This window comes from Rhizobium sp. BK538, assembly GCF_014197575.1.
Classification (GTDB): domain Bacteria; phylum Pseudomonadota; class Alphaproteobacteria; order Rhizobiales; family Rhizobiaceae; genus Rhizobium.
This window is the reverse complement of sequence record NZ_JACIFT010000003.1, coordinates 217,226-238,965: the sequence shown is the minus strand read 5'-3', so window position 1 is coordinate 238,965 and position 21,740 is coordinate 217,226. Positions and strand designations below refer to the sequence as shown.

At 60.5% G+C, this 21,740-nt stretch carries 22 protein-coding genes and 1 pseudogene; 16 read left to right on the top strand and 7 right to left on the bottom strand.

The annotated features are described in order from the left end of the window. Nucleotides 1-4: 4 nt before the first annotated feature. Nucleotides 5-280 (bottom strand): DUF4164 domain-containing protein, encoded by a 276-nt coding sequence (locus FHX09_RS05255; RefSeq protein WP_024315384.1) that lies wholly within the window; start codon nucleotides 278-280, stop codon nucleotides 5-7. Nucleotides 281-615: 335 nt separating this feature from the next. Between FHX09_RS05255 and tkt the strand changes: the two genes are divergently transcribed. The 8 genes from tkt (at nucleotide 616) to FHX09_RS05215 (ending at nucleotide 10,225) form a co-directional block, all read left to right on the top strand. Beyond that, nucleotides 616-2,595, top strand: a complete 1,980-nt coding sequence (gene tkt, locus FHX09_RS05250) for a transketolase (RefSeq protein WP_183719468.1) — start codon at nucleotides 616-618, stop codon at nucleotides 2,593-2,595. A 154-nt stretch (nucleotides 2,596-2,749) separates the two neighbouring features. After that, on the top strand, nucleotides 2,750-3,760 hold the full coding sequence (gene gap / locus FHX09_RS05245; protein WP_007802560.1) for a type I glyceraldehyde-3-phosphate dehydrogenase: 1,011 nt from the start codon (nucleotides 2,750-2,752) through the stop codon (nucleotides 3,758-3,760). A 122-nt stretch (nucleotides 3,761-3,882) separates the two neighbouring features. Then, nucleotides 3,883-4,023: a hypothetical protein gene (locus tag FHX09_RS05240; RefSeq protein ID WP_007802558.1), complete on the top strand. Its 141-nt coding sequence runs from the start codon at nucleotides 3,883-3,885 to the stop codon at nucleotides 4,021-4,023. A gap of 92 nt (nucleotides 4,024-4,115) precedes the next feature. After that, nucleotides 4,116-4,436, top strand: coding sequence for a hypothetical protein (locus tag FHX09_RS05235; protein ID WP_007802556.1), 321 nt, complete (start codon nucleotides 4,116-4,118; stop codon nucleotides 4,434-4,436). A 361-nt stretch (nucleotides 4,437-4,797) separates the two neighbouring features. Next, a complete protein-coding gene (locus tag FHX09_RS05230) occupies nucleotides 4,798-6,648 on the top strand; it encodes a potassium/proton antiporter (RefSeq protein ID WP_132589220.1) in 1,851 nt (616 codons plus the stop codon). A 69-nt stretch (nucleotides 6,649-6,717) separates the two neighbouring features. Then, the gene (locus FHX09_RS05225) at nucleotides 6,718-7,920 is read left to right on the top strand and encodes a phosphoglycerate kinase (protein WP_183719470.1); all 1,203 of its coding nucleotides are present in this window, start codon (nucleotides 6,718-6,720) and stop codon (nucleotides 7,918-7,920) included. A 221-nt stretch (nucleotides 7,921-8,141) separates the two neighbouring features. After that, nucleotides 8,142-9,167, top strand: a complete 1,026-nt coding sequence (locus FHX09_RS05220; protein ID WP_132589218.1) for a class I fructose-bisphosphate aldolase — start codon at nucleotides 8,142-8,144, stop codon at nucleotides 9,165-9,167. A 140-nt stretch (nucleotides 9,168-9,307) separates the two neighbouring features. Further along, on the top strand, nucleotides 9,308-10,225 hold the full coding sequence (locus FHX09_RS05215; RefSeq protein ID WP_132589217.1) for a PhzF family phenazine biosynthesis protein: 918 nt from the start codon (nucleotides 9,308-9,310) through the stop codon (nucleotides 10,223-10,225). Here the strand turns inward: FHX09_RS05215 and FHX09_RS05210 are convergent. After that, nucleotides 10,222-10,386, bottom strand: a complete 165-nt coding sequence (locus FHX09_RS05210; protein WP_007802544.1) for a hypothetical protein — start codon at nucleotides 10,384-10,386, stop codon at nucleotides 10,222-10,224. The genes FHX09_RS05215 and FHX09_RS05210 overlap by 4 nt on opposite strands. 172 nt (nucleotides 10,387-10,558) lie before the next feature. Here FHX09_RS05210 and FHX09_RS05205 point away from each other — a divergent pair, with 172 nt between their 5' ends. From FHX09_RS05205 to FHX09_RS30405, 5 genes and pseudogenes are all read left to right on the top strand, one after another. After that, on the top strand, nucleotides 10,559-11,839 hold the full coding sequence (locus FHX09_RS05205; protein ID WP_007802542.1) for an MFS transporter: 1,281 nt from the start codon (nucleotides 10,559-10,561) through the stop codon (nucleotides 11,837-11,839). Between the two features lie 22 nt (nucleotides 11,840-11,861). Beyond that, a complete protein-coding gene (locus tag FHX09_RS05200) occupies nucleotides 11,862-12,053 on the top strand; it encodes a DUF1192 domain-containing protein (protein WP_007802539.1) in 192 nt (63 codons plus the stop codon). Between the two features lie 376 nt (nucleotides 12,054-12,429). Further along, nucleotides 12,430-12,945, top strand: coding sequence for a DUF1465 family protein (locus FHX09_RS05195; RefSeq protein ID WP_007802538.1), 516 nt, complete (start codon nucleotides 12,430-12,432; stop codon nucleotides 12,943-12,945). Nucleotides 12,946-13,413: 468 nt separating this feature from the next. After that, a pseudogene (locus tag FHX09_RS30410) lies at nucleotides 13,414-13,509 on the top strand (winged helix-turn-helix transcriptional regulator); the annotation flags it as partial. Nucleotides 13,510-13,531: 22 nt separating this feature from the next. Continuing rightward, on the top strand, nucleotides 13,532-13,723 hold the full coding sequence (locus FHX09_RS30405; protein ID WP_348649157.1) for a winged helix-turn-helix transcriptional regulator: 192 nt from the start codon (nucleotides 13,532-13,534) through the stop codon (nucleotides 13,721-13,723). A gap of 164 nt (nucleotides 13,724-13,887) precedes the next feature. Here the strand turns inward: FHX09_RS30405 and rpmE are convergent, their stop codons facing one another. Then, nucleotides 13,888-14,109, bottom strand: a complete 222-nt coding sequence (gene rpmE, locus FHX09_RS05185; RefSeq protein WP_007527409.1) for a 50S ribosomal protein L31 — start codon at nucleotides 14,107-14,109, stop codon at nucleotides 13,888-13,890. Nucleotides 14,110-14,301: 192 nt separating this feature from the next. On the opposite strand from rpmE, the gene FHX09_RS05180 reads away from it, so the two are divergent. The 3 genes from FHX09_RS05180 to FHX09_RS05170 all read left to right on the top strand — a co-directional run bounded on the left by FHX09_RS05180 (nucleotide 14,302) and on the right by FHX09_RS05170 (nucleotide 16,816). Further along, nucleotides 14,302-16,104 (top strand): ABC transporter transmembrane domain-containing protein, encoded by a 1,803-nt coding sequence (locus tag FHX09_RS05180; RefSeq protein WP_184449378.1) that lies wholly within the window; start codon nucleotides 14,302-14,304, stop codon nucleotides 16,102-16,104. Nucleotides 16,105-16,252: 148 nt separating this feature from the next. Next, entirely contained in the window at nucleotides 16,253-16,477 is a 225-nt protein-coding gene (locus FHX09_RS05175) for a hypothetical protein (RefSeq protein ID WP_184449376.1), read from the top strand. A gap of 150 nt (nucleotides 16,478-16,627) precedes the next feature. Further along, the gene (locus FHX09_RS05170; RefSeq protein ID WP_007802528.1) at nucleotides 16,628-16,816 is read left to right on the top strand and encodes a YegP family protein; all 189 of its coding nucleotides are present in this window, start codon (nucleotides 16,628-16,630) and stop codon (nucleotides 16,814-16,816) included. Nucleotides 16,817-16,846: 30 nt separating this feature from the next. Here the strand turns inward: FHX09_RS05170 and FHX09_RS05165 are convergent, their stop codons facing one another. The 4 genes from FHX09_RS05165 to FHX09_RS05150 form a co-directional block, all read right to left on the bottom strand. Next, on the bottom strand, nucleotides 16,847-18,487 hold the full coding sequence (locus tag FHX09_RS05165; protein ID WP_165933071.1) for an FAD-binding dehydrogenase: 1,641 nt from the start codon (nucleotides 18,485-18,487) through the stop codon (nucleotides 16,847-16,849). Nucleotides 18,488-18,681: 194 nt separating this feature from the next. Beyond that, nucleotides 18,682-19,713, bottom strand: a complete 1,032-nt coding sequence (locus FHX09_RS05160) for a peptidoglycan -binding protein (protein ID WP_132589214.1) — start codon at nucleotides 19,711-19,713, stop codon at nucleotides 18,682-18,684. Between the two features lie 3 nt (nucleotides 19,714-19,716). Then, nucleotides 19,717-20,817 (bottom strand): flagellar motor protein MotA, encoded by a 1,101-nt coding sequence (locus tag FHX09_RS05155; RefSeq protein ID WP_132589213.1) that lies wholly within the window; start codon nucleotides 20,815-20,817, stop codon nucleotides 19,717-19,719. A gap of 100 nt (nucleotides 20,818-20,917) precedes the next feature. After that, complete coding sequence (locus FHX09_RS05150) at nucleotides 20,918-21,718, bottom strand: inositol monophosphatase family protein (protein ID WP_132589212.1); 801 nt, start codon at nucleotides 21,716-21,718, stop codon at nucleotides 20,918-20,920. Between the last annotated feature and the right edge of the window lie 22 nt (nucleotides 21,719-21,740).

The following is a 21,740-nucleotide window of genomic DNA, read 5'->3' as shown; positions in this document are numbered from 1 at the left end:
CTTTCTATCGGTCCAGAACCGCGCGGATCGTCTCCATGGCCGTTACCAACCGCCGCGAGACCTCGCGATTGACTTCCTCGAGCCGGTTCGCGCGGAACTCGGCCTGATCCAGCTCCTGGGCAAGCTTCGAGCGATCGGCATGAATACGGCGAACCTCGCCTTCGATCTCGCCTTGCTCTCGTTGGTGCTCGATACGCATCTCAACTGCGTTCTCGAGCCCCGAGATTGCTTGCCGCAGCTCGTTAAGTGCTGCTTCCATGATTTTGCCTGTAGGCGTCATGTCTCTTCCGGTTCCCCGCACAAGACCCGCGAATCGGCGCCCGAGACCGATCCAGTATTTCCAAAAGGATACGCACCTCGCCAACGGTGCGTCAATAAAGCCGGCGCCGCGGCTGCCGACCTATTCTGTGGATGACGAAAATCAAACTACCGGCAGCGGCACCGTTCAACTTTTGTAAAAACTGATGGTCAAATGTCTAAAATCGATTGGAGAGGCCTTTGGGGCGCCTTCCATTTGTTGACTTGGCCGTTCCAACTGCTATGTGTCACCCGCTCTCATTGATGGTCTCCACAGGCTTGAGGCCATCCCCCGACAACGGAACCCGTGGAATAGCCATGACCTCCCCTGAACAAAACGACCGGATGGCAAATGCAATCCGTTTCCTCGCCATGGATGCAGTCGAAAAGGCCAATTCCGGGCATCCCGGCATGCCGATGGGCATGGCCGACGTGGCGACGATTCTGTTTACCAAGTATCTGCGGTTTGACCCGAAGAAGCCGCATTGGCCGAACCGTGACCGCTTCGTACTGTCGGCCGGCCACGGCTCGATGCTGCTGTACTCGCTGCTCTATTTGACCGGCTACCCCGACATGACGATCGAGGACCTGAAGCAGTTCCGTCAGATTGGCTCCAAGACCGCCGGCCATCCGGAATACGGCCACGCGACCGGCATCGAAACGACCACCGGCCCGCTCGGCCAGGGCATTGCAAACGCCGTTGGCATGGCGATCGCCGAGCGCAAGCTACGCGATGAATTCGGCTCTGAGCTTCAGGACCATTACACCTACGCCATCTGCGGTGACGGCTGCCTGATGGAAGGCATCAGCCATGAAGCGATCGCGCTCGCCGGCCACCTGAAGCTGAACAAGCTCGTTCTCTTCTGGGATAATAACTCGATCACCATCGACGGCGCCGTCTCGCTGTCGGACTCGACCGACCAGATTGCCCGGTTCAAGGCCGTCCACTGGAACACGATCGAGGTCGACGGTCACGACCAGGCTGCCATCGCCGCTGCCATCGAAGCCGCCCACAAGTCCGACCGTCCGACCTTCATCGCCTGCAAGACGATCATCGGCTTCGGCGCCCCGAACAAACAGGGCACCCACAAGGTCCACGGCAACCCGCTCGGCGCCGAAGAAATCGCAGCCACCCGCAAGGCGCTGAACTGGGAATACGAGCCCTTCGTCGTTCCCTCCGACGTTCTCGATGCATGGCGCACTGCCGGCAGCCGTTCTGTTGACCTCGTCAAGTCGTGGGAAGACGGGCTCGCCAAGTCCGCGCACAAGGCTGAGTTCAGCCGCCGCTTCGCCGGCAACCTGCCGGAAGGCTTCGATGCCGCGATCAGCGCCTACAAGAAGAAGCTCGTCGAAACCAAGCCGACGATCGCCACCCGCAAGGCTTCGGAAGACGCGCTTGAGGTCATCAACGGCCTCCTGCCGGAAACGCTTGGCGGCTCGGCCGACCTGACGCCGTCCAACAACACCAAGACCAGCCAGATGCATTCGATCACGCCGACGGATTTTGCCGGTCGCTACATGCACTGGGGCATCCGCGAGCACGGCATGGCTTCGGCCATGAACGGCATCGCGCTGCATGGCGGTCTTATTCCTTATGGTGGCGGTTTCCTGATCTTCTCGGACTATTGCCGCCCCCCGATCCGTCTGGCAGCTCTCATGGGCATCCGCGTGGTACACGTCCTGACGCATGACTCGATCGGCGTCGGCGAAGACGGCCCGACCCACCAGCCGGTCGAACAGATCGCCGGCCTGCGCGCAGTTCCGAACCTGCAGGTCTTCCGCCCGGCCGACGCCACCGAAACGGCCGAGTGCTGGCAGATTGCCATCAAGGCGAAGAACCATCCGTCCGCACTCGCACTCACCCGCCAGAACCTGACGACGGTGCGCACCGAGTACAGCGAGAAGAATCTTTGCGAACTGGGCGCCTACACGCTCGCCGGCAAGGCCGACGCAAAGGTGACGATCTTCGCTTCGGGCTCCGAGGTTGAGCTCGCCGTTGCCGCCCGTGCAACGCTCGAAGCCAAGGGCGTCAGCGTCCGTGTCGTCTCAGTCCCCTGCACGGAACTATTCTTCGAGCAGCCGGACGCTTACCGCAAGGAAGTCATCGGCAACTCGCCGGTCAAGATCGCCGTCGAAGCTGCCGTCCGCGAAGGCTGGGATGCCTTCATCGGGCCGGAAGGCACTTTCGTCGGCATGAAGGGCTTCGGCGCGTCCGGCCCGGCCAAGGACGTCTTCAAGCATTTCGGCATCACCGCGGACGCCGTGGTCGCTGCCGCAGAAGCAAAACTCAGCGCATAACCCTTCAAATCGGCTCCGATTTGAAGAAAGGATTATGCGCAGTTTCCAAGTACTATAGCGTCCATCGCGCGTCATATGCGCCTGAGCGCTAAAGGGAGCGCTCAGGCGCTCTCCATCTCAATCCGCAAGCCCCATCTCTAGGGAGTGAATGCACATGACTGTAAAGGTTGCCATCAACGGCTTCGGCCGCATCGGCCGTAACGTTCTCCGCGCTATCGTTGAGTCCGGCCGCACCGACATCGAAGTCGTTGCCATCAACGACCTCGGCCCGGTCGAGACCAACGCCCACCTACTGCGCTACGATTCAATCCACGGCAAGTTCCCGGCCGAGGTAAAGGTTGAGGGCGACACGATCACTGTAGGCGGTGGCAAGCCGATAAAGGTGACGGCGATCAAGGACCCGGCAACGCTGCCGCACAAGGAACTCGGCGTCGACATCGCGATGGAGTGCACCGGCATCTTTACCGCTCGCGACAAGGCGGCCCTCCATCTGGCGGCCGGCGCCAAGCGCGTCATCGTCTCGGCTCCTGCCGACGGTGCCGACCTGACCGTCGTTTTCGGCGTCAACCACGACCAGCTGACCAAGGACCACCTGGTCATCTCCAACGCGTCCTGCACGACGAATTGCCTCGTGCCGGTCGTGAAGGTTCTCGATGACGCTGTCGGCATCGATCACGGCTTCATGACCACCATCCACTCCTACACCGGCGACCAGCCGACGCTCGACACGATGCACAAGGATCTTTATCGCGCCCGCGCTGCGGCTTTGTCGATGATCCCGACGTCGACGGGCGCTGCGAAGGCCGTTGGCCTCGTCCTGCCGCATCTGAAGGGCAAGCTCGACGGCACCTCGATCCGCGTTCCGACCCCGAACGTCTCGGTCGTCGACTTCAAGTTCGTCGCCAAGAAGGCAACGACCGTCGGCGAAATCAACGAAGCGATCAAGGCTGCAGCAAACGGCAAGCTCAAGGGCATCCTCGGCTACACCGACGAGCCGCTCGTTTCCCGCGACTTCAACCACGACAGCCACTCCTCGATCTTCGCAACTGATCAGACGAAGGTCATGGAAGGCAACTTCGTGCGTGTCCTGTCCTGGTACGACAACGAGTGGGGCTTCTCCAGCCGCATGTCCGACACCGCCGTTGCTTTCGCAAAGCTCATCTAAAAGCATCGCGAGATAAATCGTCGAAAGCGGCTCGGGTAACCGGGCCGCTTTTCTTTTGGCGCCAAACTGACTAGCGTCATAGCCACAAGAAAATGCCGGATGAATGGCTGGCGGATTTACCCATGAAAATTCTCATGACGATCATCGTTTTCCTTATGGTCGCGAGCGTGTTGAGCTTGAGCGTCGTTGGCGGGCGCAGTTCGAAGCAGATCGCCGAAGGGCAGCCGCTGATGGCGTCCACACGCGTCATGGGGCCTCGATAATCCGCTCCCTGAGAACGATAGGACTGGCGCGGCCCGGCCGATCACCGTACTGTCCATCGAAGGCAGACTGCACAGAAGCGAAAGAGAATTTGATGGACTACTTTACGATCGAGATCGGCGGACAAGCGATCGCAAGTTTTCGCTCCGAGAATGCCGATGATGCCAAGAATTTCTTCGAGGCCGAGGATTTTCGCGAGGACCTGACGGTCCTGCAATCGCAGGGCAAGCCGGTTTGGGATGGGGCCACCATGCTCACGCTGCGCAAGGCGACTGCCGAAGAGGCAAGCGAAGTCGAACACGCCTACGAGTTCGACGACGATCCGGAGCGCACCATCGACGATGAATTTGTCGTCTTTCTGGTCCCGATTTCCGACATCGCCGAAGACCGGGACGATGAGGGCGACGACGCCTGAGCCGTAGCGATCAGATAAGCGAGCGCTCTAGAAGCGCGCCTGCTGAAGCCCGGCGCGGCTCTTGTGGCCATCACTGATTGCGAGGAAAAGCGCTAGAGCGCGGCTTCTGCCCTGCTATCGCCCGATTTGCTCATACACTCGATTCATAGCTCCTTCGCGAGCGCTCATCCGGCTTTGCCGTCCGGCACGCCAAAACAGCAGCATGAAGCCGCAAAACAGCACGGGTTTGACCGCAAGGTCTACCCATCCTGCTTGTTTTGCCGTTTACTCATAGCGGGCTTGAGTGACCACGAAAGGGCGATCAGAAATGGGCTGCGGGACCGGGGGCGGTCTGCATTGAATTGTGGGTAAGGGGACAGGCATGGAAGCGTTCTACATCGTCGTACTGGTATCGACGACGCTCGTGCTTCTGGCCGCATTCTCCAGCCTGCTCGCCTTCCGCTTCGGCGCTCCCCTGCTGCTGCTCTTTCTGGCGATCGGCCTGCTTGCGGGAACGGATGGTCTCGGGATCGAGTTCACCAACAATTATCTCGCCTATATCCTCGGCTCCATCGCGCTTGCTGTCATCTTGTTCGACTCCGGCTTCGGAACGCCGGTGCAAGCTTTTAAGCTTGCCGCGGTGCCCTCTCTGACGCTCGCCTCGGTCGGCGTCCTGATGACGGCGGCACTCATTGGCGTCGCAGCCATGTGGCTGCTGAATTTCACTTGGCTAGAGGGCCTGCTGCTTGGCTCAATCGTCGCCTCGACCGATGCAGCCGCCGTCTTCTTCTTGCTGCGCATCGGCGGCATCAACATTCGCGACAAGGTCCGCTCGACGCTGGAAGTGGAATCCGGAACCAACGACCCGATGGCGATCTTCCTGACCATCGCCCTCGTCGAGATTCTGGCCAGCGGCGAACGCTACCACGGCATCAACATCGGCATGCTCGCCATGTTCGTGCAGCAAATGGGCCTCGGCGTGATTCTCGGCCTGCTCGGCGGCATGATGATCTCGCTAATCGTCAGCCAGCTGGAAACCGATCGTGGCCTGACCCCGATCTTCGTGCTGGCCCTGGCGCTGCTGGTCTTCTCGGCTACCGGCGCGGTCGGCGGTAGCGGCTTCCTCGCTGTCTATGTCGCCGGCATCTACGCGGGCAATCGCAAGCTGCAGGGCTATGCCTCCATCAAGCGCTTCCAGGATGGCATGACCTGGCTTGCCCAGATCATCATGTTCCTCGTCCTTGGCCTGCTGGCGACCCCGTCGCAGTTTCCGGCGATCGCCATCCCCGCCGTGCTGCTCGCCCTGTTCCTGATCTTCATCGCGCGCCCGCTCGCCATCTGGCTCTCGCTGCTGCCTTTCGACTACACGCAGCAGGAGATCGGCTTTGTCGCGTGGGTCGGTCTGCGCGGTGCTGTTTCGATCCTGCTCGCCATCATGCCTATTCTCGGCGGCCTGGAGAATGGTCCGGTCTATTTCAATACCGCCTTCATCATCGTGCTCGTCTCGCTTCTGGTGCAGGGCTGGACCATCAAGCCGGTCGCCAAGAAGCTTGGGCTCATCATCCCACCGCGCATGGGCGCCGTCGACAAGGTGGAAGTCGATCTGCCTGGCGCAGCAAACCACGAGCTTCTATCCTACCGCGTCGTCAAGGACAGCCCGGTGCTGCGCGGCGAGCGCATCCCGCGCTGGGCAACGCCGTCGCTCGTCATCCGCGACGGCAAGTCAATGCGCTACCAATATGCCGGCCGGTTGCGCGAGAATGATCTCGTCTATCTCTTCGTCGTTCCTTCCTATTCGCGGCTTCTCGACAAGCTCTTTGCCAGCCGCGCGCCGGTCGAGGAGGACGATGCCGATTTCTTCGGCGCCTTCGCGCTGTCTCCGGCCCGGCCGGCCGCCGATCTCGACGCCGCCTATGGCCCAGGCCTGCTGAACGAATCCGAGAAGGGCCTGACGATCGCCGAGCTGATGAAACACCGTCTGGGCGGCAAAGCCGACTATGCCGACAGGGTGCGCCTCGGCTCCATCATCCTCATCGTCCGCGACCTCGACGACCAGGATCACATTACCTCGGTCGGCATGTCGCTCGAGGCTCTGGAGCCTGCCACCGCCTTGCCGATCTTCCTCAATCTCCACGACATCATCGACCGTATCCGCGACCGTCTCAAGGGTCGCAGGAACCGGGAAGCAGCCGCCGCTGCGACGTCAGCCAGGGCCGATGAAAACCCGCAATGACCGCCTTGCGTCTGCGGTCATCCTTGCTATGGTCCCCGCATCTTTGGGCAATAACGAACGGACTTTTCCATGCCTTCCTTCAAGACCCTCGACGACCTCAACGACATTGCCGGCAAGCGTATCCTCGTTCGCGTTGACCTCAATGTTCCGGTCAAAGACGGCAAAGTGACCGACACCACGCGCATCGAGCGCGTTGCCCCGACGATCTTGGAACTCTCGCAGAAGGGCGCCAAGGTCATCCTGCTCGCGCATTTCGGTCGCCCCAAGGACGGCCCGTCGCCGGACCTCTCGCTGTCGCTGATCGCTCCGTCGGTCGAAGAGGTGCTTGATCACCCCGTGTCCACCGCAAGCGACGTCATCGGCGATGCAGCGGCGGCCGCGGTCGCATCGATGAAGGACGGCGACATCCTGCTTCTCGAGAACACCCGCTTCCACAAGGGCGAGGAAAAGAACGACCCGGACTTCGTGAAGGCGCTTGCGGCAAATGGGGATATCTACGTCAACGATGCGTTCTCCGCCGCCCACCGCGCGCATGCCTCGACGGAAGGTCTCGCGCATCACCTTCCTGCCCATGCCGGCCGCACGATGCAGGCCGAGCTTGAGGCGCTGGAAAGCGGTCTCGGCAACCCGGCCCGCCCCGTCGTCGCCATCGTCGGTGGTGCCAAGGTCTCGACCAAGATCGACCTCTTGATGAACCTCGTCAAGAAGGTCGATGCACTGGTCATTGGTGGCGGCATGGCGAACACCTTCATTGCCGCGCGTGGCACCAATGTCGGCAAGTCGCTCTGCGAGCATGATTTGGCAGAGACCGCAAAGCAGATCATGATCGAAGCGGCCACGGCCGGCTGCGCCATCATTCTTCCCGAAGACGGCGTCGTTGCCCGCGAATTCAAGGCAAACGCCGCCAATGAAACGGTCGCGATCGATGCAATCCCCAGTGATGCGATGGTGCTTGACGTCGGCCCAAAATCGATCGAGGCGATCAAGGCCTGGATCGAGCGCGCTAATACGCTTGTCTGGAACGGCCCGCTCGGCGCTTTCGAAATCAAACCGTTCGACAAGGCAACAGTTGCAGCAGCGAAATATGCGGCCGAGCGCACCAAGGCCGGCAAGCTTACCTCGGTTGCCGGGGGCGGCGACACGGTCTCGGCTCTGAACCATGCCGGCGTTGCCGACGATTTCAGCTATGTGTCGACTGCAGGCGGCGCCTTCCTCGAATGGATGGAGGGCAAAGTACTTCCCGGCGTTGCCGTCCTGGCCAAAGCCAAGTAATCGGCACAAGCAGATTTAACAAATTTTACATGTAGATAGACCGCGGCGCGAAAGCGTCGTGGTCTTTTGCTCACAACGAATACAAAAGCCCAAACTTTCAAACGATTAAAAAAAATTCAAACGTTTCAAACAATTTTGCCGCCGTTTTCCCACCCATAAACTTCTGTTATCCGCGACCTATATCTATTGGTTGACGATTTTTTTGCTGTGGAGAGAACGATATGAGCGAACGTTTGGAAGACATTGCCGTGCGTATGGTAGCTGGCGGCCGCGGGCTGCTTGCAGCAGATGAATCGACAGCCACGATCGGTAAGCGGTTCGATACGATCGGACTTGAATCGACGGAAACGAGCCGTCGCGACTACCGCGAAATGCTGTTCCGCACGGACGACGCGATGCGTCAGTATATTTCCGGCGTGATCCTCTACGAAGAGACCCTCCACCAGAAGGCAGCAGACGGCACGCCCTTCGTCGATATCATCCGCGCGGCTGACAGCATTCCTGGCATCAAGGTCGATATTGGCGCAAAGGCGATGGCGGCTTATCCGGGCGAAACCATCACCGAAGGCCTCGACGGCCTGGCGGACCGCCTGGCGAAGTACCATGAAGCAGGCGCCCGCTTCGCCAAGTGGCGCGGCGTGATCGCAATCTCCTCCACGCTTCCGACTTGGGGCTCCATGAAGGCCAATGCCCACGCGCTCGCCCGCTACGCAGCACTGTGCCAGCAGGCCAACATCGTGCCGATCGTCGAGCCGGAATGCCTGATGGACGGCAAGCCGGGCGACCATAACATTGATCGCTGCGCCGAAGTCACCGAGTGGACACTGCGCACTGTCTTCGAAGAGCTGGCCGACGCCCGCGTCAGCCTCGAAGGCATGATCCTGAAGCCGAACATGGTCATTGATGGCAAGAACGCTCGCAAGGCATCGGTAGCCGAGGTCGCCGAGCGCACGGTCGAGGTGCTGAAGCGCACCGTTCCGTCCGCCGTCCCTGGCATTGCCTTCCTCTCCGGCGGCCAGTCCAGCGAAGAAGCGACGGCGCATCTTTCCGCAATCAACTCCGGCTACGACCTGCCGTGGGCTGTCACCTTCTCCTACGGCCGCGCGCTGCAGGATACGGCTCTGAAAGCCTGGGGCGGCAAGCCGGAAAACGTCGCCGCCGGCCAGCGCGCCTTTGCCCATCGCGCCGAAATGAACAGCCTCGCCGCCAAGGGCAGCTGGAAGAAGGACCTTGAGCAGGCCGCGTAAGCCTCTTCTCGACTGATGAAACAGAAGAGACCGGTCGCCAAGGCGGCCGGTTTTTTCCATTGTAACCGCGACAAGTTTTCCGCTTCTTCAGCCGGCGGATCGTCGGTAGAGATCGTGGCATCAGCCAGTTTGGAGCCACAATGAAAACCGTTGCCTTCACGACCGTCGATGTCTTCACCTCCACCCGCTTCGAGGGCAACCCGCTAGCTGTGATGGCGGATGCACGCGGGCTTGCCGATACTGACATGCAGAACATCGCCGCCGAGTTCGGCTATTCGGAGGTGACCTTCGTGCTGCCGCCGGAAGATCCGGCAAACACCGCCCGTGTCCGCATCTTCACGCCCACCATGGAGGTTCCCTTTGCAGGCCATCCGAACGTCGGAACAGCCTATGTGCTCGGCCAGCAGGGTCAGGTCTTCGGGCGACCGGTCGGCGATAGCCTGCGCTTCGAAGAGAAGGCCGGCCTCGTCGAAGTCGATTTGAAACGCAGCGGCAATGAGGTGCTGTCGGCATCCATTCGCGCACCGAAGCGGCTCGCCATCGGCAACGCGATACCTGAGCAGACAGTTGCCCGCTGCATCGCGATCGAGCCACAAGAAATCCGCTTAGCAAAGCATCGACCGGTTCTCGCATCGGTAGGTCTGAGCTTCGTCGTTGCCGAACTTGCAGATCTTGCCGCCCTCGGCCGTGCCCGCCCAAACCTTGCATATTTTCAGGATGCAGCCAGACAGACGGCCGAAGGCAACCACGACTTCTCGCTGTTCGTCTACGTTCGCTCTCAAGAAGAACCATGGACGATCCGCGCACGAATGTTTGCGCCGCTCGATAACGTGCCGGAGGATCCGGCGACCGGCAGCGCCTCGGCGGCACTTGGCGCCTATCTCGTTTCGCTCGAGCCGGATGCGAACATGAACGTTTCGCTGACCATCGAGCAAGGCGTCGAGATGGGACGCCGCAGCAGCATCGGTATCGATGTCATCAAGAAGAACGGCATTGTTACAGACGTGACGATCTCGGGCAGTTGCACGCCCGCCATGCGCGGCGAAGTCTCGTATTAGACGAAAAGGTCGCGCCCGATCAGCGCCACCGCCCAAATGGCGAAGGCAATCAACGCGATCTTCCAGAAATCCATGCGTCGTCGCAGCCCGGGAACACCCAGCGGCTTGATCAGCTGAATCGCCATCGCCAGGATGAGCAGCAGCGCGATCAGCTTCGTCATGTCTTTATTTTTCCATCTTTTCTGAATGTCACAGGACGGACATTTTTTCGCGTCACGACTGCATTTATTCATGCCGTAACGGCATTTGGGGGCACAATCAATCTTCTCGAGGCTGGGCGACACTGCGTGTCGCCACATGACCTTTGACATTCAACGCGTAGAGTCTGGTTATATGAAAAGAAATCTGCTGTCCGTCGCCTCGCTTCTCTTCGGGACGCTCTTTCTCTTCATGGGCAACGGGTTGCAGGGCATCCTGCTTCCTGTGCGCGGCAACCTGGAAGGCTATGCGACGACGACTCTCGGCCTGCTCGGCACGTCCTGGGCAGCCGGCTTCGTCATCGGCTGCCTCGTCGCGCCGAAGCTGGTGCGCCGTGTCGGCCACGTCCGCGCCTTTTCGGGTTTCATTGCCATTATCGCAATTATCTCGCTCGTCAGCGGCATCATCATCCACCCGGTCTGGTGGGTGCTGTTGCGCGCCGTCACCGGCTTTGCGACCGCCGGCACGTCGATGATCATCGAGAGCTGGCTGAACGAGCGCGCCACCAACGAGAGCCGCGGCGCGATCTTCTCGCTCTATATCGCCATCACGCTCTTCGGCGTCGTGGCGGGCCAGATGATGATCCCGCTGGAGGATGTACGCACGCCTGTCCTGTTCATGATCTGCGGCATCTTCTACTGCATCGCGATGCTTCCGACGACGCTCTCCACCGCCGCTTCGCCGCAGCCGCTGAAGGCCGTGAAGCTCGATCTGCCGGCCCTCTACCGCAACTCCCCCGTCTCCTGCCTTGGCATTCTCCTCGTCGGCATCGCCAACGGTGCCTATGGTACGCTGGGCGCGGTCTTCGGCGCAGGCTCCGGCCTTTCCGATACCAGCATCGCCATCATGATGAGCGCCACCATTTTCGCCGGTGCCCTGATGCAGTTGCCGGCAGGTCGCCTCTCCGATCGCATCGACCGCCGCCACGTACTTGCGGCAATGTCTGCCATTGCTGCTCTCGCTGGGCTGCTGCTGGCGATCCTGCAGCCCTCCTCGCCCTACTTCATCATCGGTCTGGTGGTGCTCTACGGCGCCGTCGCCAACACGCTTTATCCCATCGCCGTTGCACATGCCAACGACTATGCTTCCGCCGAGGACTTCGTGAAGGTATCAGGCGGATTGCTGCTCCTCTACGGCATCGGCACCATCATCGGCCCGACCATCGGCGGCCCGGTCATGTCGATGATCAACCCGCACGCCCTCTTCCTGGTGACGGCGGTCGCCCATGTTCTGATCACCGCCTATGCCATCATTCGCAGCCGCATGCGTGCCGCCGTTCCGGTCGGCGACCGCGACGCCTACACGACCATCCCGACGGCCACATCGCAAACGCTGACACCCGAAAGTATGTCGCTTGCCAACCCCGGACCTAGCAAGACTCCCGAAACTGGCGATCCTGCCCTAAAATATAGCTGAGGCAGACAAGGGAGGATTACAGATGAGCTTTATCGACGAAGGCCGGCCGCAGAAGAAGGTTGCGCACGAGATCGGTTGCGACCTCTCCACCCTATCGGTCGACGAGTTGCGAGCGCGCGTCGAGCTGCTCAAAGCCGAGATCGTGAGAATCGAAGCAGAGGCCACCAGCAAGACATCGACAAGATCGGCGGCAGAAAGCCTCTTCCGCTCGTAATTCGCCAGCGGGCTATTACAGCAAACTGGCGCTTGAAAAGTGTTAATCCGGGACAGGTTTAAGCGGCTATTAAGCCTTATAAGGTATTACTGTACTCATCCAGATCTTCTCTGGATCTCAGACAGTTTTCCATGCGGTGAATTGGTCTGATTTTTCTCCCTGTTTTACCTTGAGAGCCGCTTTTGCGGCTCTTCTTTTTTATTGCGCTGGGGACCATTTCCATGAAACTGTGGAAGTTAACCCTTTCTTAAGAAACGCCTTGCGCAATTCGGCTAAAGCTACCATCTTAAAAGCATAAAGAGCGGCCGGAGAACCCTTTTCCCTTCGGCTGATGTTACCTGACCATAAGTAGATGCGTGCAACAGGGACTGTTTAAATGTCAGAGCTTGGATTGAACACAATCAGTTTTGCAGGTCGCGCTGCCGCATCCTCGCAGTTCAAGGCACTGTATTCGGAAGGCATGTCGCTGGTTGAAGAAACCGCCGCCTACCTCGATGGCCAGGGCCGCGCAGCCTCGAAGGTTCTGCCACGCATGGCGTCCGTTCTTTATGCTGCAGAATCGATGCGCCTGACCACCCGCCTCATGCAGATGGCCTCCTGGCTGCTGCTGCAGCGAGCCGTCAACAATGGCGAGATGTCGCGCGATCAGGTTCTGGCGGAGAAGAACAAGGTTCGCCTCGACGGCTTTAACGTCGATCGCAACGCACCGGGCTGGGGCGATCTGCCGGAATCCTTCCGCGACCTGATCGAACGCTCGTTGCGCCTGCAGAACCGCGTTGCCCTGCTCGATCGCGAAATCTATCGCCCGGCCGAGGCCCCGATCGTTCCCGATAACCAGAACAGCGTTCAGGCTCAACTGAGCCTGCTGCAAACGGCCTTCGGCAACAACTGAAACGCCTGGGTCGGATTTCATGAAAACGGCTGCATCCGTGCAGCCGTTTTTTGTTGTGCCCACAACCAGCAAGCGGATTTGACGTGCTGCTGGTGGAAAAGGGAACCAATCTTGCCGACGCCGTGCTACATGGCAGCGTTGAAACGTCCTGTAAACAATTGTCGCAACGAGCTCCCGAACATCGCGTGCCGCCGAAGGGCTTCTCACGGGCGCACGTCCCGACCGCCTCATTCTCACCTCCGGTTTCCTCAGCGGAAAATCCGGTCCCGGTTCGAACGTCGCCAATATTCTACGGTCACCGGACATATTACCGCCAACGCTGGTAATCCTCACCGCCAGGATGGATGCCGCTTCACGAGTCCAGTAGGAGCCGCAAAGTTTTGAATGAACAAAGACAGGAACGACGACGAGGTACCCGGCTGCACGATGTAGGCGGCACTCAATCTTATCAGCGGCAAATGGAAAGGCATGATCCTCTACCATCTGCTCAAGGGCACCTTGCGAACCAACGCGTTGAAAAGAGAGCTTGGCGACTGCTCTCAGCGCCTTCTGATCAAGCAGCTCAGGGAGCTCGAAGAGGATGGCCTTGTCGAGCGCAAGGTCTTCGCCGTCATTCCCGCCCAAGGTAGAGTATTCGATCAGCGAAGAGGGCCGGACGTTGGCACCGATCCTGCTCGGCTTGCGCGATTGGGGACACGGATCGTTGACCCGCCGCAACCTGGTTGCCCGCGACGACCACCTGTCGGAAAAAGACACGGGAGTGTCATCTGCCGCGTAAGTTTGCTGGGGTTTAGAATTTGCCTTCTATCGCCGCATGACCGCAATTGGCGCGCAAACCTGCCTTGGCGGATGTTCGAAATCCGCTGGGTGGCATTTGCCACATAGTTCCACAAAAAACCCCGCCGAAGCGGGGCTCTTTCAAATTCCACCAAGTGGCAGCGATTAGAGGCCGAGGCCGCCGAAACGCTTGTTGAACTTGGAAACGCGGCCGCCACGGTCCATGAGCTGCTGGTTACCACCAGTCCATGCCGGATGCGACTTGGAGTCGATTTCGAGGTTCATGACTGCGCCTTCAGAACCCCAGGTCGAGCGGGTTTCGTATTCGGTGCCGTCAGTCATGACTACCTTGATCGTGTGATAGTCGGGATGGATATCTGCCTTCATAACAATCTTCCTGCCATGCAACGTCCAATTTGGCGCATACTCGTTGCGACAAGAGGACCGATTGAATAAATGAAGCCGCAGACGCAAAGGCTACGGCTTCCCATTAGGATGGGCTGCCTATACATGAAGGGCGGCAGGATAACAAGAGCCATCAGCCGCGGACGAGCGGTGTTGTAGGCGATCGGAGACGAATTGGCATACCCAGGGCAAGCAGGAGAAAAGAAGTCGAGATCGCTGAAGCCGCTCGGCCGGCTGACGCCCTATGTCGCGCGCTACCGCGGCATGGTCGCCGGCGCCCTCGCTTCACTTGCGCTTGCCGCCGTCACCTCGCTCACGCTGCCCCTCGCCGTCCGCCGCATGATCGACCATGGCTTCACACAGGCCGACGGCAGCTTCATCAACAGCTATTTTGTCATGCTGATGATCATGGCGATCGTGCTCGCGATTGCCAGCGCCCTTCGCTACTACTTCGTTATCACGCTCGGCGAACGTGTGGTCTCCGACCTTCGCCGCGATGTTTTCAGCCACGTGACACGGCTGTCGCCTGCCTTCTTCGACGTCAACCAGTCGGGCGAGATCGTCTCACGCCTCACAGCGGACACGACGCAGATCAAGTCGGCGGTAGGCGCGACCGCCTCCGTCGCCTTGCGCAACCTCATTCTCTGCCTCGGTGCAATGGGCATGATGATCGTGACCTCGCCAAAGTTGTCCAGCCTGGTGATCGGTGCGATTCCGTTGATCGTCTTTCCGCTCGTCGGCTTCGGTCGCTCTGTCCGAAAGCGCTCGCGCTCAGCCCAGGATACGCTGGCGGACGCATCTGCTTTCGCCAACGAAACGATTGCCGCCAGCCGCACCGTCCAGGCCTTTGGCGGCGAGGACGCCGCCGCCTCGCGTTATGGGACGGCCGTCGAAACCGCCTATGGCGCTGCCCGCGCCGCAATTCGCTCGCGCGCCCTGCTGACGGGCATCGCCATCACCCTTATCTTCGGCAGCGTCGTCGCCGTTCTCTGGGTTGGAGCCCACAACGTCCTGGCCGGCACGCTTTCACCGGGCACGCTCGGCCAGTTCCTTCTCTACGCCGTCATCGCCGCCGGCTCTCTCGGCGCTCTCTCCGAAGTTTGGGGCGAACTTTCACAAGCCGCTGGTGCGGCCGAGAGGCTGACGGAACTGCTCGATGAAGTCTCCCCGATTGCAGCGCCCACCACGCCGGTTGCTCTGCCCGCTCCGGCGCAAGGTCGTGTCCTGTTCACCGACGTACACTTTGCCTATCCCTCGCGTCCCGAACGATCCGCTCTGCATGGCCTGAGCTTCGATGTCTCCCCCGGCGAGACCGTGGCGATCGTTGGCCCCTCCGGGGCCGGCAAGAGCACGGTCTTCTCGCTGCTGCTCCGCTTTTATGATCCGCAGCAGGGCGCGGTGATCATCGACGGCGTCGATGCACACAGCACCGATCCCCACGAGCTGCGCAAGCGCCTCGCGATCGTGCCGCAGGATGTCACGATCTTTGCGGCCTCCATTCACGACAACATCGCCTTCGGCCGCCCCGAGGCGACCCGCGAAGAGGTCCGTGCCGCCGCAATCGCCGCGCAGGCCGACGAATTCATTGCTCGCCTGGACAAGGGATACGACACACAGGCAGGCGAGCGCGGCATCACCCTGTCGGGCGGCCAGCGCCAGCGTATCGCCATCGCCCGTGCCATCCTGAAGAACGCACCGGTGTTGCTCCTCGACGAGGCGACGTCAGCGCTGGACGCCGAAAGTGAAACCCTTGTGCAAAAGGCCCTCGATGGGCTCATGACCGGCCGCACGACCCTCGTCATCGCCCATCGCCTCGCGACCGTGCTGAAGGCCGACCGGATCCTCGTGATGGATCAGGGTCGCGTCGTCGAAGAGGGAACACATCAAACCCTTATTCGAGACGGCGGCATATATGCCAAGCTCGCCAAGCTGCAGTTCGAGACAGGCGCCGGAGACTTTCTCGCCGCCGTAAAGTGATCGTAAGATTACACGTTCCTCCTCCGCCGCCAGCCTCCGCCAGTTGCATCGACGTGTAATCTTTGCGTACATATTCCATTATACACGCAGAGATTACACTCGGTTTATGGACGGATTTTAAGGTCTCCGCGCTGTGAGGGAGGCTCTGGTGAACTCGATAGACTTTGCCGATCCGCTGATCGCACGCGTCGCCGTGGCCGTCGTCATATCGATGCTGCTGTGCTATCGCTCGCTTCGGGAGGCCCGCGATTGGTCGAAGACCGAAGCGGCCGGAGCCCCATTGACGCCGCAGGCACACCCTTCCAACAGGACAACTCCTCGCGCCATACCTGATCAACAAGTTCTCGTCGGTCTTCTCGATCTTCAAGCCTGAGGGAGTTCGACTTCGGGCGCATTCCGCCCTGCGAGAGGCCTCGCTTGTGCTGGTTGTAACGCGCAAAAATATCCCGATGGAATAGTTGCGTCTTTTGTTCTAGGCTGCACCTGTAGATAGGACAACATCCTGATTCCGGGAGAAAAATCGATGTATAAATTCGAAGTTTACAAGGACAAGGCTGGCGAGTTCCGTTTCCGTTTCAAGGCGCCGAATGGTGAATCCATGTTCGCCTCAGAAGGCTATAAGGCCAAGGCGTCGGCGCTGAGCGCCATCGAATCCATCAAAAAGAATTCTTCCGGCGCAGAAGTCGTTGACACGACGAAGGCTGAAGCCTGATCAAATCAGGCGGCGCCAAAAGCGCCGCCTTTACACTGCCCGACCGGCAACCCTGCCGGAGAAGATGCAGCCGCCGAGGAATGTTCCCTCGAGCGCGTTATAACCGTGCACACCGCCACCGCCAAAGCCGGCCACCTCGCCCGCCGCATAGAGCCCCGGCAGCGGATCCCCACTATGGCCAATCACACGTGCGGAAAGGTCCGTCTCCAGACCACCTAAAGACTTGCGTGTCAGGATATGCAACCGCACCGCAATCAATGGCCCGGCCCGTGGGTCAAGCAGCACATGCGGCTTTGCCGTACGCATCAGCCGGTCCCCGAGGTAGCGTCGGGCGCCGCGAATGGCGATAACCTGCGCGTCCTTCGAAAAGGCGTTGCCGATCTCCCTGTCGCGCGCCTCGATCTGCGTCCTGAGACGGCTTGCATCCACGCGGCCTTCGCCCGTCAGACCGTTCATGCCGTCGACAAGTGCTTCCAGCGTCTCGCGAACGATGAAATCCTCTCCCTTATCCATGAAGGCCTGAACGGGGCCTGGCGGCTCCTTGCCCAATCGCTTGAGAAGCAGGTGAAGATCCTTGCCCGTGATATCCGGATTCTGCTCGGAGCCGGAAAGGGCAAACTCCTTCTTGATGATTGCCTTCGTCAGGATGAACCAGCTGTAGTCATGCCCCGTGGCGCAGATTGCCTTCAGCGTCGCCAGCGTATCGAAACCGGGCATCGCAGGCGCGGCAAAGCGATTACCATCGGCATCGCACCAGAAGGAGGACGGACCGGGCAGGATACGTATGCCGTGATTGCGCCAGATCGGATCCCAGTTCTTCAACCCCTCCGTATAGTGCCACATCCGATCCGAATTGATCTCTCGCCCGCCCGCGCGCTCGGTAATCTCGATCATGCGCCCGTCGACATGGGCAGGCACACCCGCGACCATATCAGCGGGGGGCCGTCCGAGCCGATCGATCGGCCATCTCCTGCGCACCGCCTCGTGATTGCCCCCGATGCCTCCGGACGTGACGATCGTCGCGTCGGCCCTTATCTCGAAAAGTGCCGAAAAAATGCGGTTCGTCTCCCGCCCTCGAACGGAAGCGTCCGGCTGGAGGACCGTGCCACGAGCGCCGCAGACGATGCCGTCTTGCACGAGAAGGTCATCCACCTGATGCCGGAACAGAAGCGTGACAAGTCCCTTCGCCTCCGCCTCGCGCACACGGCGAATGAATGGCGCAAGCACAGCCGGCCCGGTTCCCCACGTCACATGGAAGCGTGGCACGGAATTTCCGTGGCCGTGCGCCAGGCCGCCTCCCCGCTCGGCCCAGCCGACTACGGGGAACCAGCGCATTCCCTGCTGATGAAGCCACGAGCGCTTTTCGCCTGCGGCAAATTCGAGATAGGCCTCCGCCCAGCGACGCGGCCAATAGTCTTCCGGCCGGTCGAACGACGCAGACCCCATCCAGTCCTGCCGTGCCAGGCTAAGGGTGTCACGGATGCCCAGCAGGCGCTGTTCCGGGCTGTCGACGAAGAACAGTCCGCCCAGCGACCAGAATGTCTGCCCACCGAGGCTTTGTTCGCCCTCCTGCTCGACGATGCAGACATTCCGCCCGCGATCCGCCGCCTCCGCCGCCGCCACAAGCCCGGCAAGACCCGCGCCGATGACCAGCACATCGCATTCGATCAAAGCATTCTCCCCCAAAATCTCCGCGAGCCCACGCGGAGCCCGCTCAGCGACAACGCCACTTTTTCCTCGATGACATTCTTTGCAACCGGACGCGGAGAGACGCCTTACGCCACGTCCAGCCGGCCGTGCCGAAGCAGCCGATCTTTCGGATACTGGCTAGACTGACGGCATTGATGATGCGCCAGGCCGAACGCCTACTTCTCGGTCAGCTTGAGTTCGATTCGACGGTTCGTGGCGCGCGCCTCCGGGGTGTCTCCCGGCGCAATCGGCTGGAACTCGCCGAAGCCGGCGGCGACGAGACGGTCGGCAGGGACACCGCGCGAGATCAGGAACTTGACGACCGAAATCGCGCGCGCTGAAGACAGCTGCCAATTGTCGCCATACCTGCCGGTGCCGGTGAGCGGCACGTTATCCGTATGGCCGTCCACACGCAGAACCCAGTTGATCTCCGGCGGGATTTCCTTGGCAACGTCGAGAAGGGCCGTCGCAAGCTTTGCCATCTCGCCCTGCCCATCTGGATTGAGATCCGCGCCGCCAGAGGGGAACAGCACTTCCGACTGGAAGACGAAGCGGTCGCCGACAATCCTGATGTTCTCGCGATCGGACAGGATTTCGCGCAGGCGGCCGAAGAAATCGGACCGGTAGCGGTTGAGCTCCTGGACGCGCTGCGCCAGCGCAACGTTCAGACGGCGGCCCAGATCGGCGATCTTTGTCTGCGAGGTCTGATCCTTCTGCTCGGAGGCCTGCAGAGCCGCTTCCACGGCAGCAATCTGGCTGCGCAATGCGGCGATCTGCTGGTTCAATAGCTCGACCTGGCTCATCGCCCGGTCACTCATCTGCTTCTGTTCGTCCAGTTCCTTCGTGAGGCTGCCGATACGCGCCTGCGCAGCACTCTGCCCCCCCGAGCCGGCATCAAGAAGCGCTTTCAGCCGCGATCGCTCGCTCTCAGCCGACGCCAAGGAGGCCTGCAGATTGGCAACGCTGTCCTCGAGGTCCTGCTTGCTCCCCTTCTCCAGGGCCAGAAGCTGCGTCAGCTCGTTGATCTGGCTGTTCAGACGGTTGAGCACCTCATCCCGGCCCGTAATTTCCCGGCTCAGGATGTATTGACCGACGACGAAGACGGTCAGAATGAACATGATGGAGATCAGCAGCGTCGACAGCGCATCGACAAATCCTGGCCAGTAGTCCACCGCGCGTTGGGGGCGACGATTGCGGGCGAGAGCCATGGCTTACTTGCCCTCGGTCTTTTCGGTTTGCGGCATCCGCTGCGAGCGTTCGCTTGAACCGTGCCTTTCCTGAGAACCGATCCGTTCGGCCAGGCGATCGAGCGTGCGGCGCATCGCCTTCGTCTCGTCCTGCTGCGCATCGATCCAGTCGCGCAGCATCTGCTGCTCATTGCGCATATTCTTGACGAGGCCCTGAATGCCTTCGGCAAGGTTCGCCATCGCCGCAACCGATCTCTGGGTGCCGCCGCTGCCCTCTTCCGAAATCCGGCGCATGTAATCGGATAGCGCGCGAACGTCATCCGGAGAGACTGCGGAATTCGCGCCGATGGCAGGCATGGCTACATCGTGCCCGACGTCGGTTACCGAGGAAAGCCAGTTTTCCAGTTCCATGTAGAACCGGTTTTGAGCACGGCCTGCCTGCAGATCGAGAAAGCCGAGGATAAGCGAGCCGGACAAACCAAGGAGGGATGACGAGAAGGCCTGTCCCATGCCCGAAAGCGGCATGGAAAGCCCCTCCTTCAGAGCGCTGAGAACATCGCTGGAACCGTTCGCTCCCGCATCGAGCGACTGAATGACCGCACTGATCGAGCCGATTGTGCCGATGAGGCCCCAGAATGTTCCGAGCAGGCCGAGAAAGATCAGAAGGCCGATGAGATAGCGCGACACATCGCGTGACTCATCGAGCCGGTTGGCAATCGAGTCGAGAATTGAGCGGAACGCCGCCGTCGAAATTCCTGCCGAGGCATTGCGGCTGCCAATCAGCGTCCGCATCGGAGCAAGCAGCTTGGGGTTGCGGCCGACTTTGTCGGCGCTGCCCGCTGCCTGGAACGAGTTGAACCACCGCACTTCCGGTCTGAGCGACAGCACGTGGCTGAAGACGAGGATGATGCCAACGGCCAGGATGCCAAGGATCAAGCCGTTGAGGCCCGGATTGTGCATGAAGGCAGTCTGCGTCTGCCGGAAGAGGATGGCGGCAATGAACCCGACGATGGTCAGAAACAGCACCATCGTCCAAAGAAACGGCATCGGACTGGAAAGTTTATAGCTGTAGTTGCCCGTGGTTTTTTCGGTCGAGCCGAACTCCGCCACATTCACATTTTCCATAGGTTCCGCAGCCTCCGGATTCATTTCAGCCGGAGACTAGAGCAACATTGTGCCGAATTGAAGTATGCGGAAACGAAAACCGTGTCTTTACAACAGCGATTTACCGGGTCGGGACGGGGCGCTTGGCGACTTCGAGCAACGCCCTCTGGATATACTCGTTGCCGGCAACCACCGAGCCCGTCTCGAGAATGGACGTACCGCCGTCCCAGTCGGACACATAGCCGCCGGCTTCGCGGATGAGCAGGATACCCGCCGCAATATCCCAGGCCGACAACGCAGTTTCCCAGTAGCCGTCGAAGCGACCGGCGGCCACATACGCGAGATCGAGAGAAGCCGCGCCCATGCGGCGAATGCCGGCAACTTCGCCCATCACGTGACGGAGCTCGACGAGGAACTTGCCGTGATTGCCGCGGCCGAGGTGCGGTACGCCGCAGGCAACGACGGAATCCGAAAGCACACGGCGGGCGCCGACGCGCAGACGGCGATCGTTCAGAAAGGCGCCGCCGCCACGTTCGGCGGTGTAGAGCTCGTCCGTTGCCGGATTGAAGACGACGCCGGCGACGATCTCATTGTTGCGCTCAAGCGCGATCGATACCGCAAACATCGGAATGCCGTGCAGGAAGTTCGTGGTGCCGTCGAGCGGGTCGACGATCCAACGGTGCGCACCGTCCGTACCCTTGATTTCCTCGCTCTCCTCGCCGAGGAAGCCGTAAGTCGGGCGAGCCTTCAGGAGTTCGTCCTTGACGATCTTCTCCGCCTTGCGATCGGCATTCGACACGAAGTCGCCCGGGCCCTTCACTGAAACCTGCAGGTTCTGGACTTCTCCGAAATCACGCCCCAGCGATTTTCCTGCCTTGATGGCAGCCTGAACCATGACATTGAGGAGAGCTGAACGAGCCATGTGAGCACTTTTCCTTGAGCGA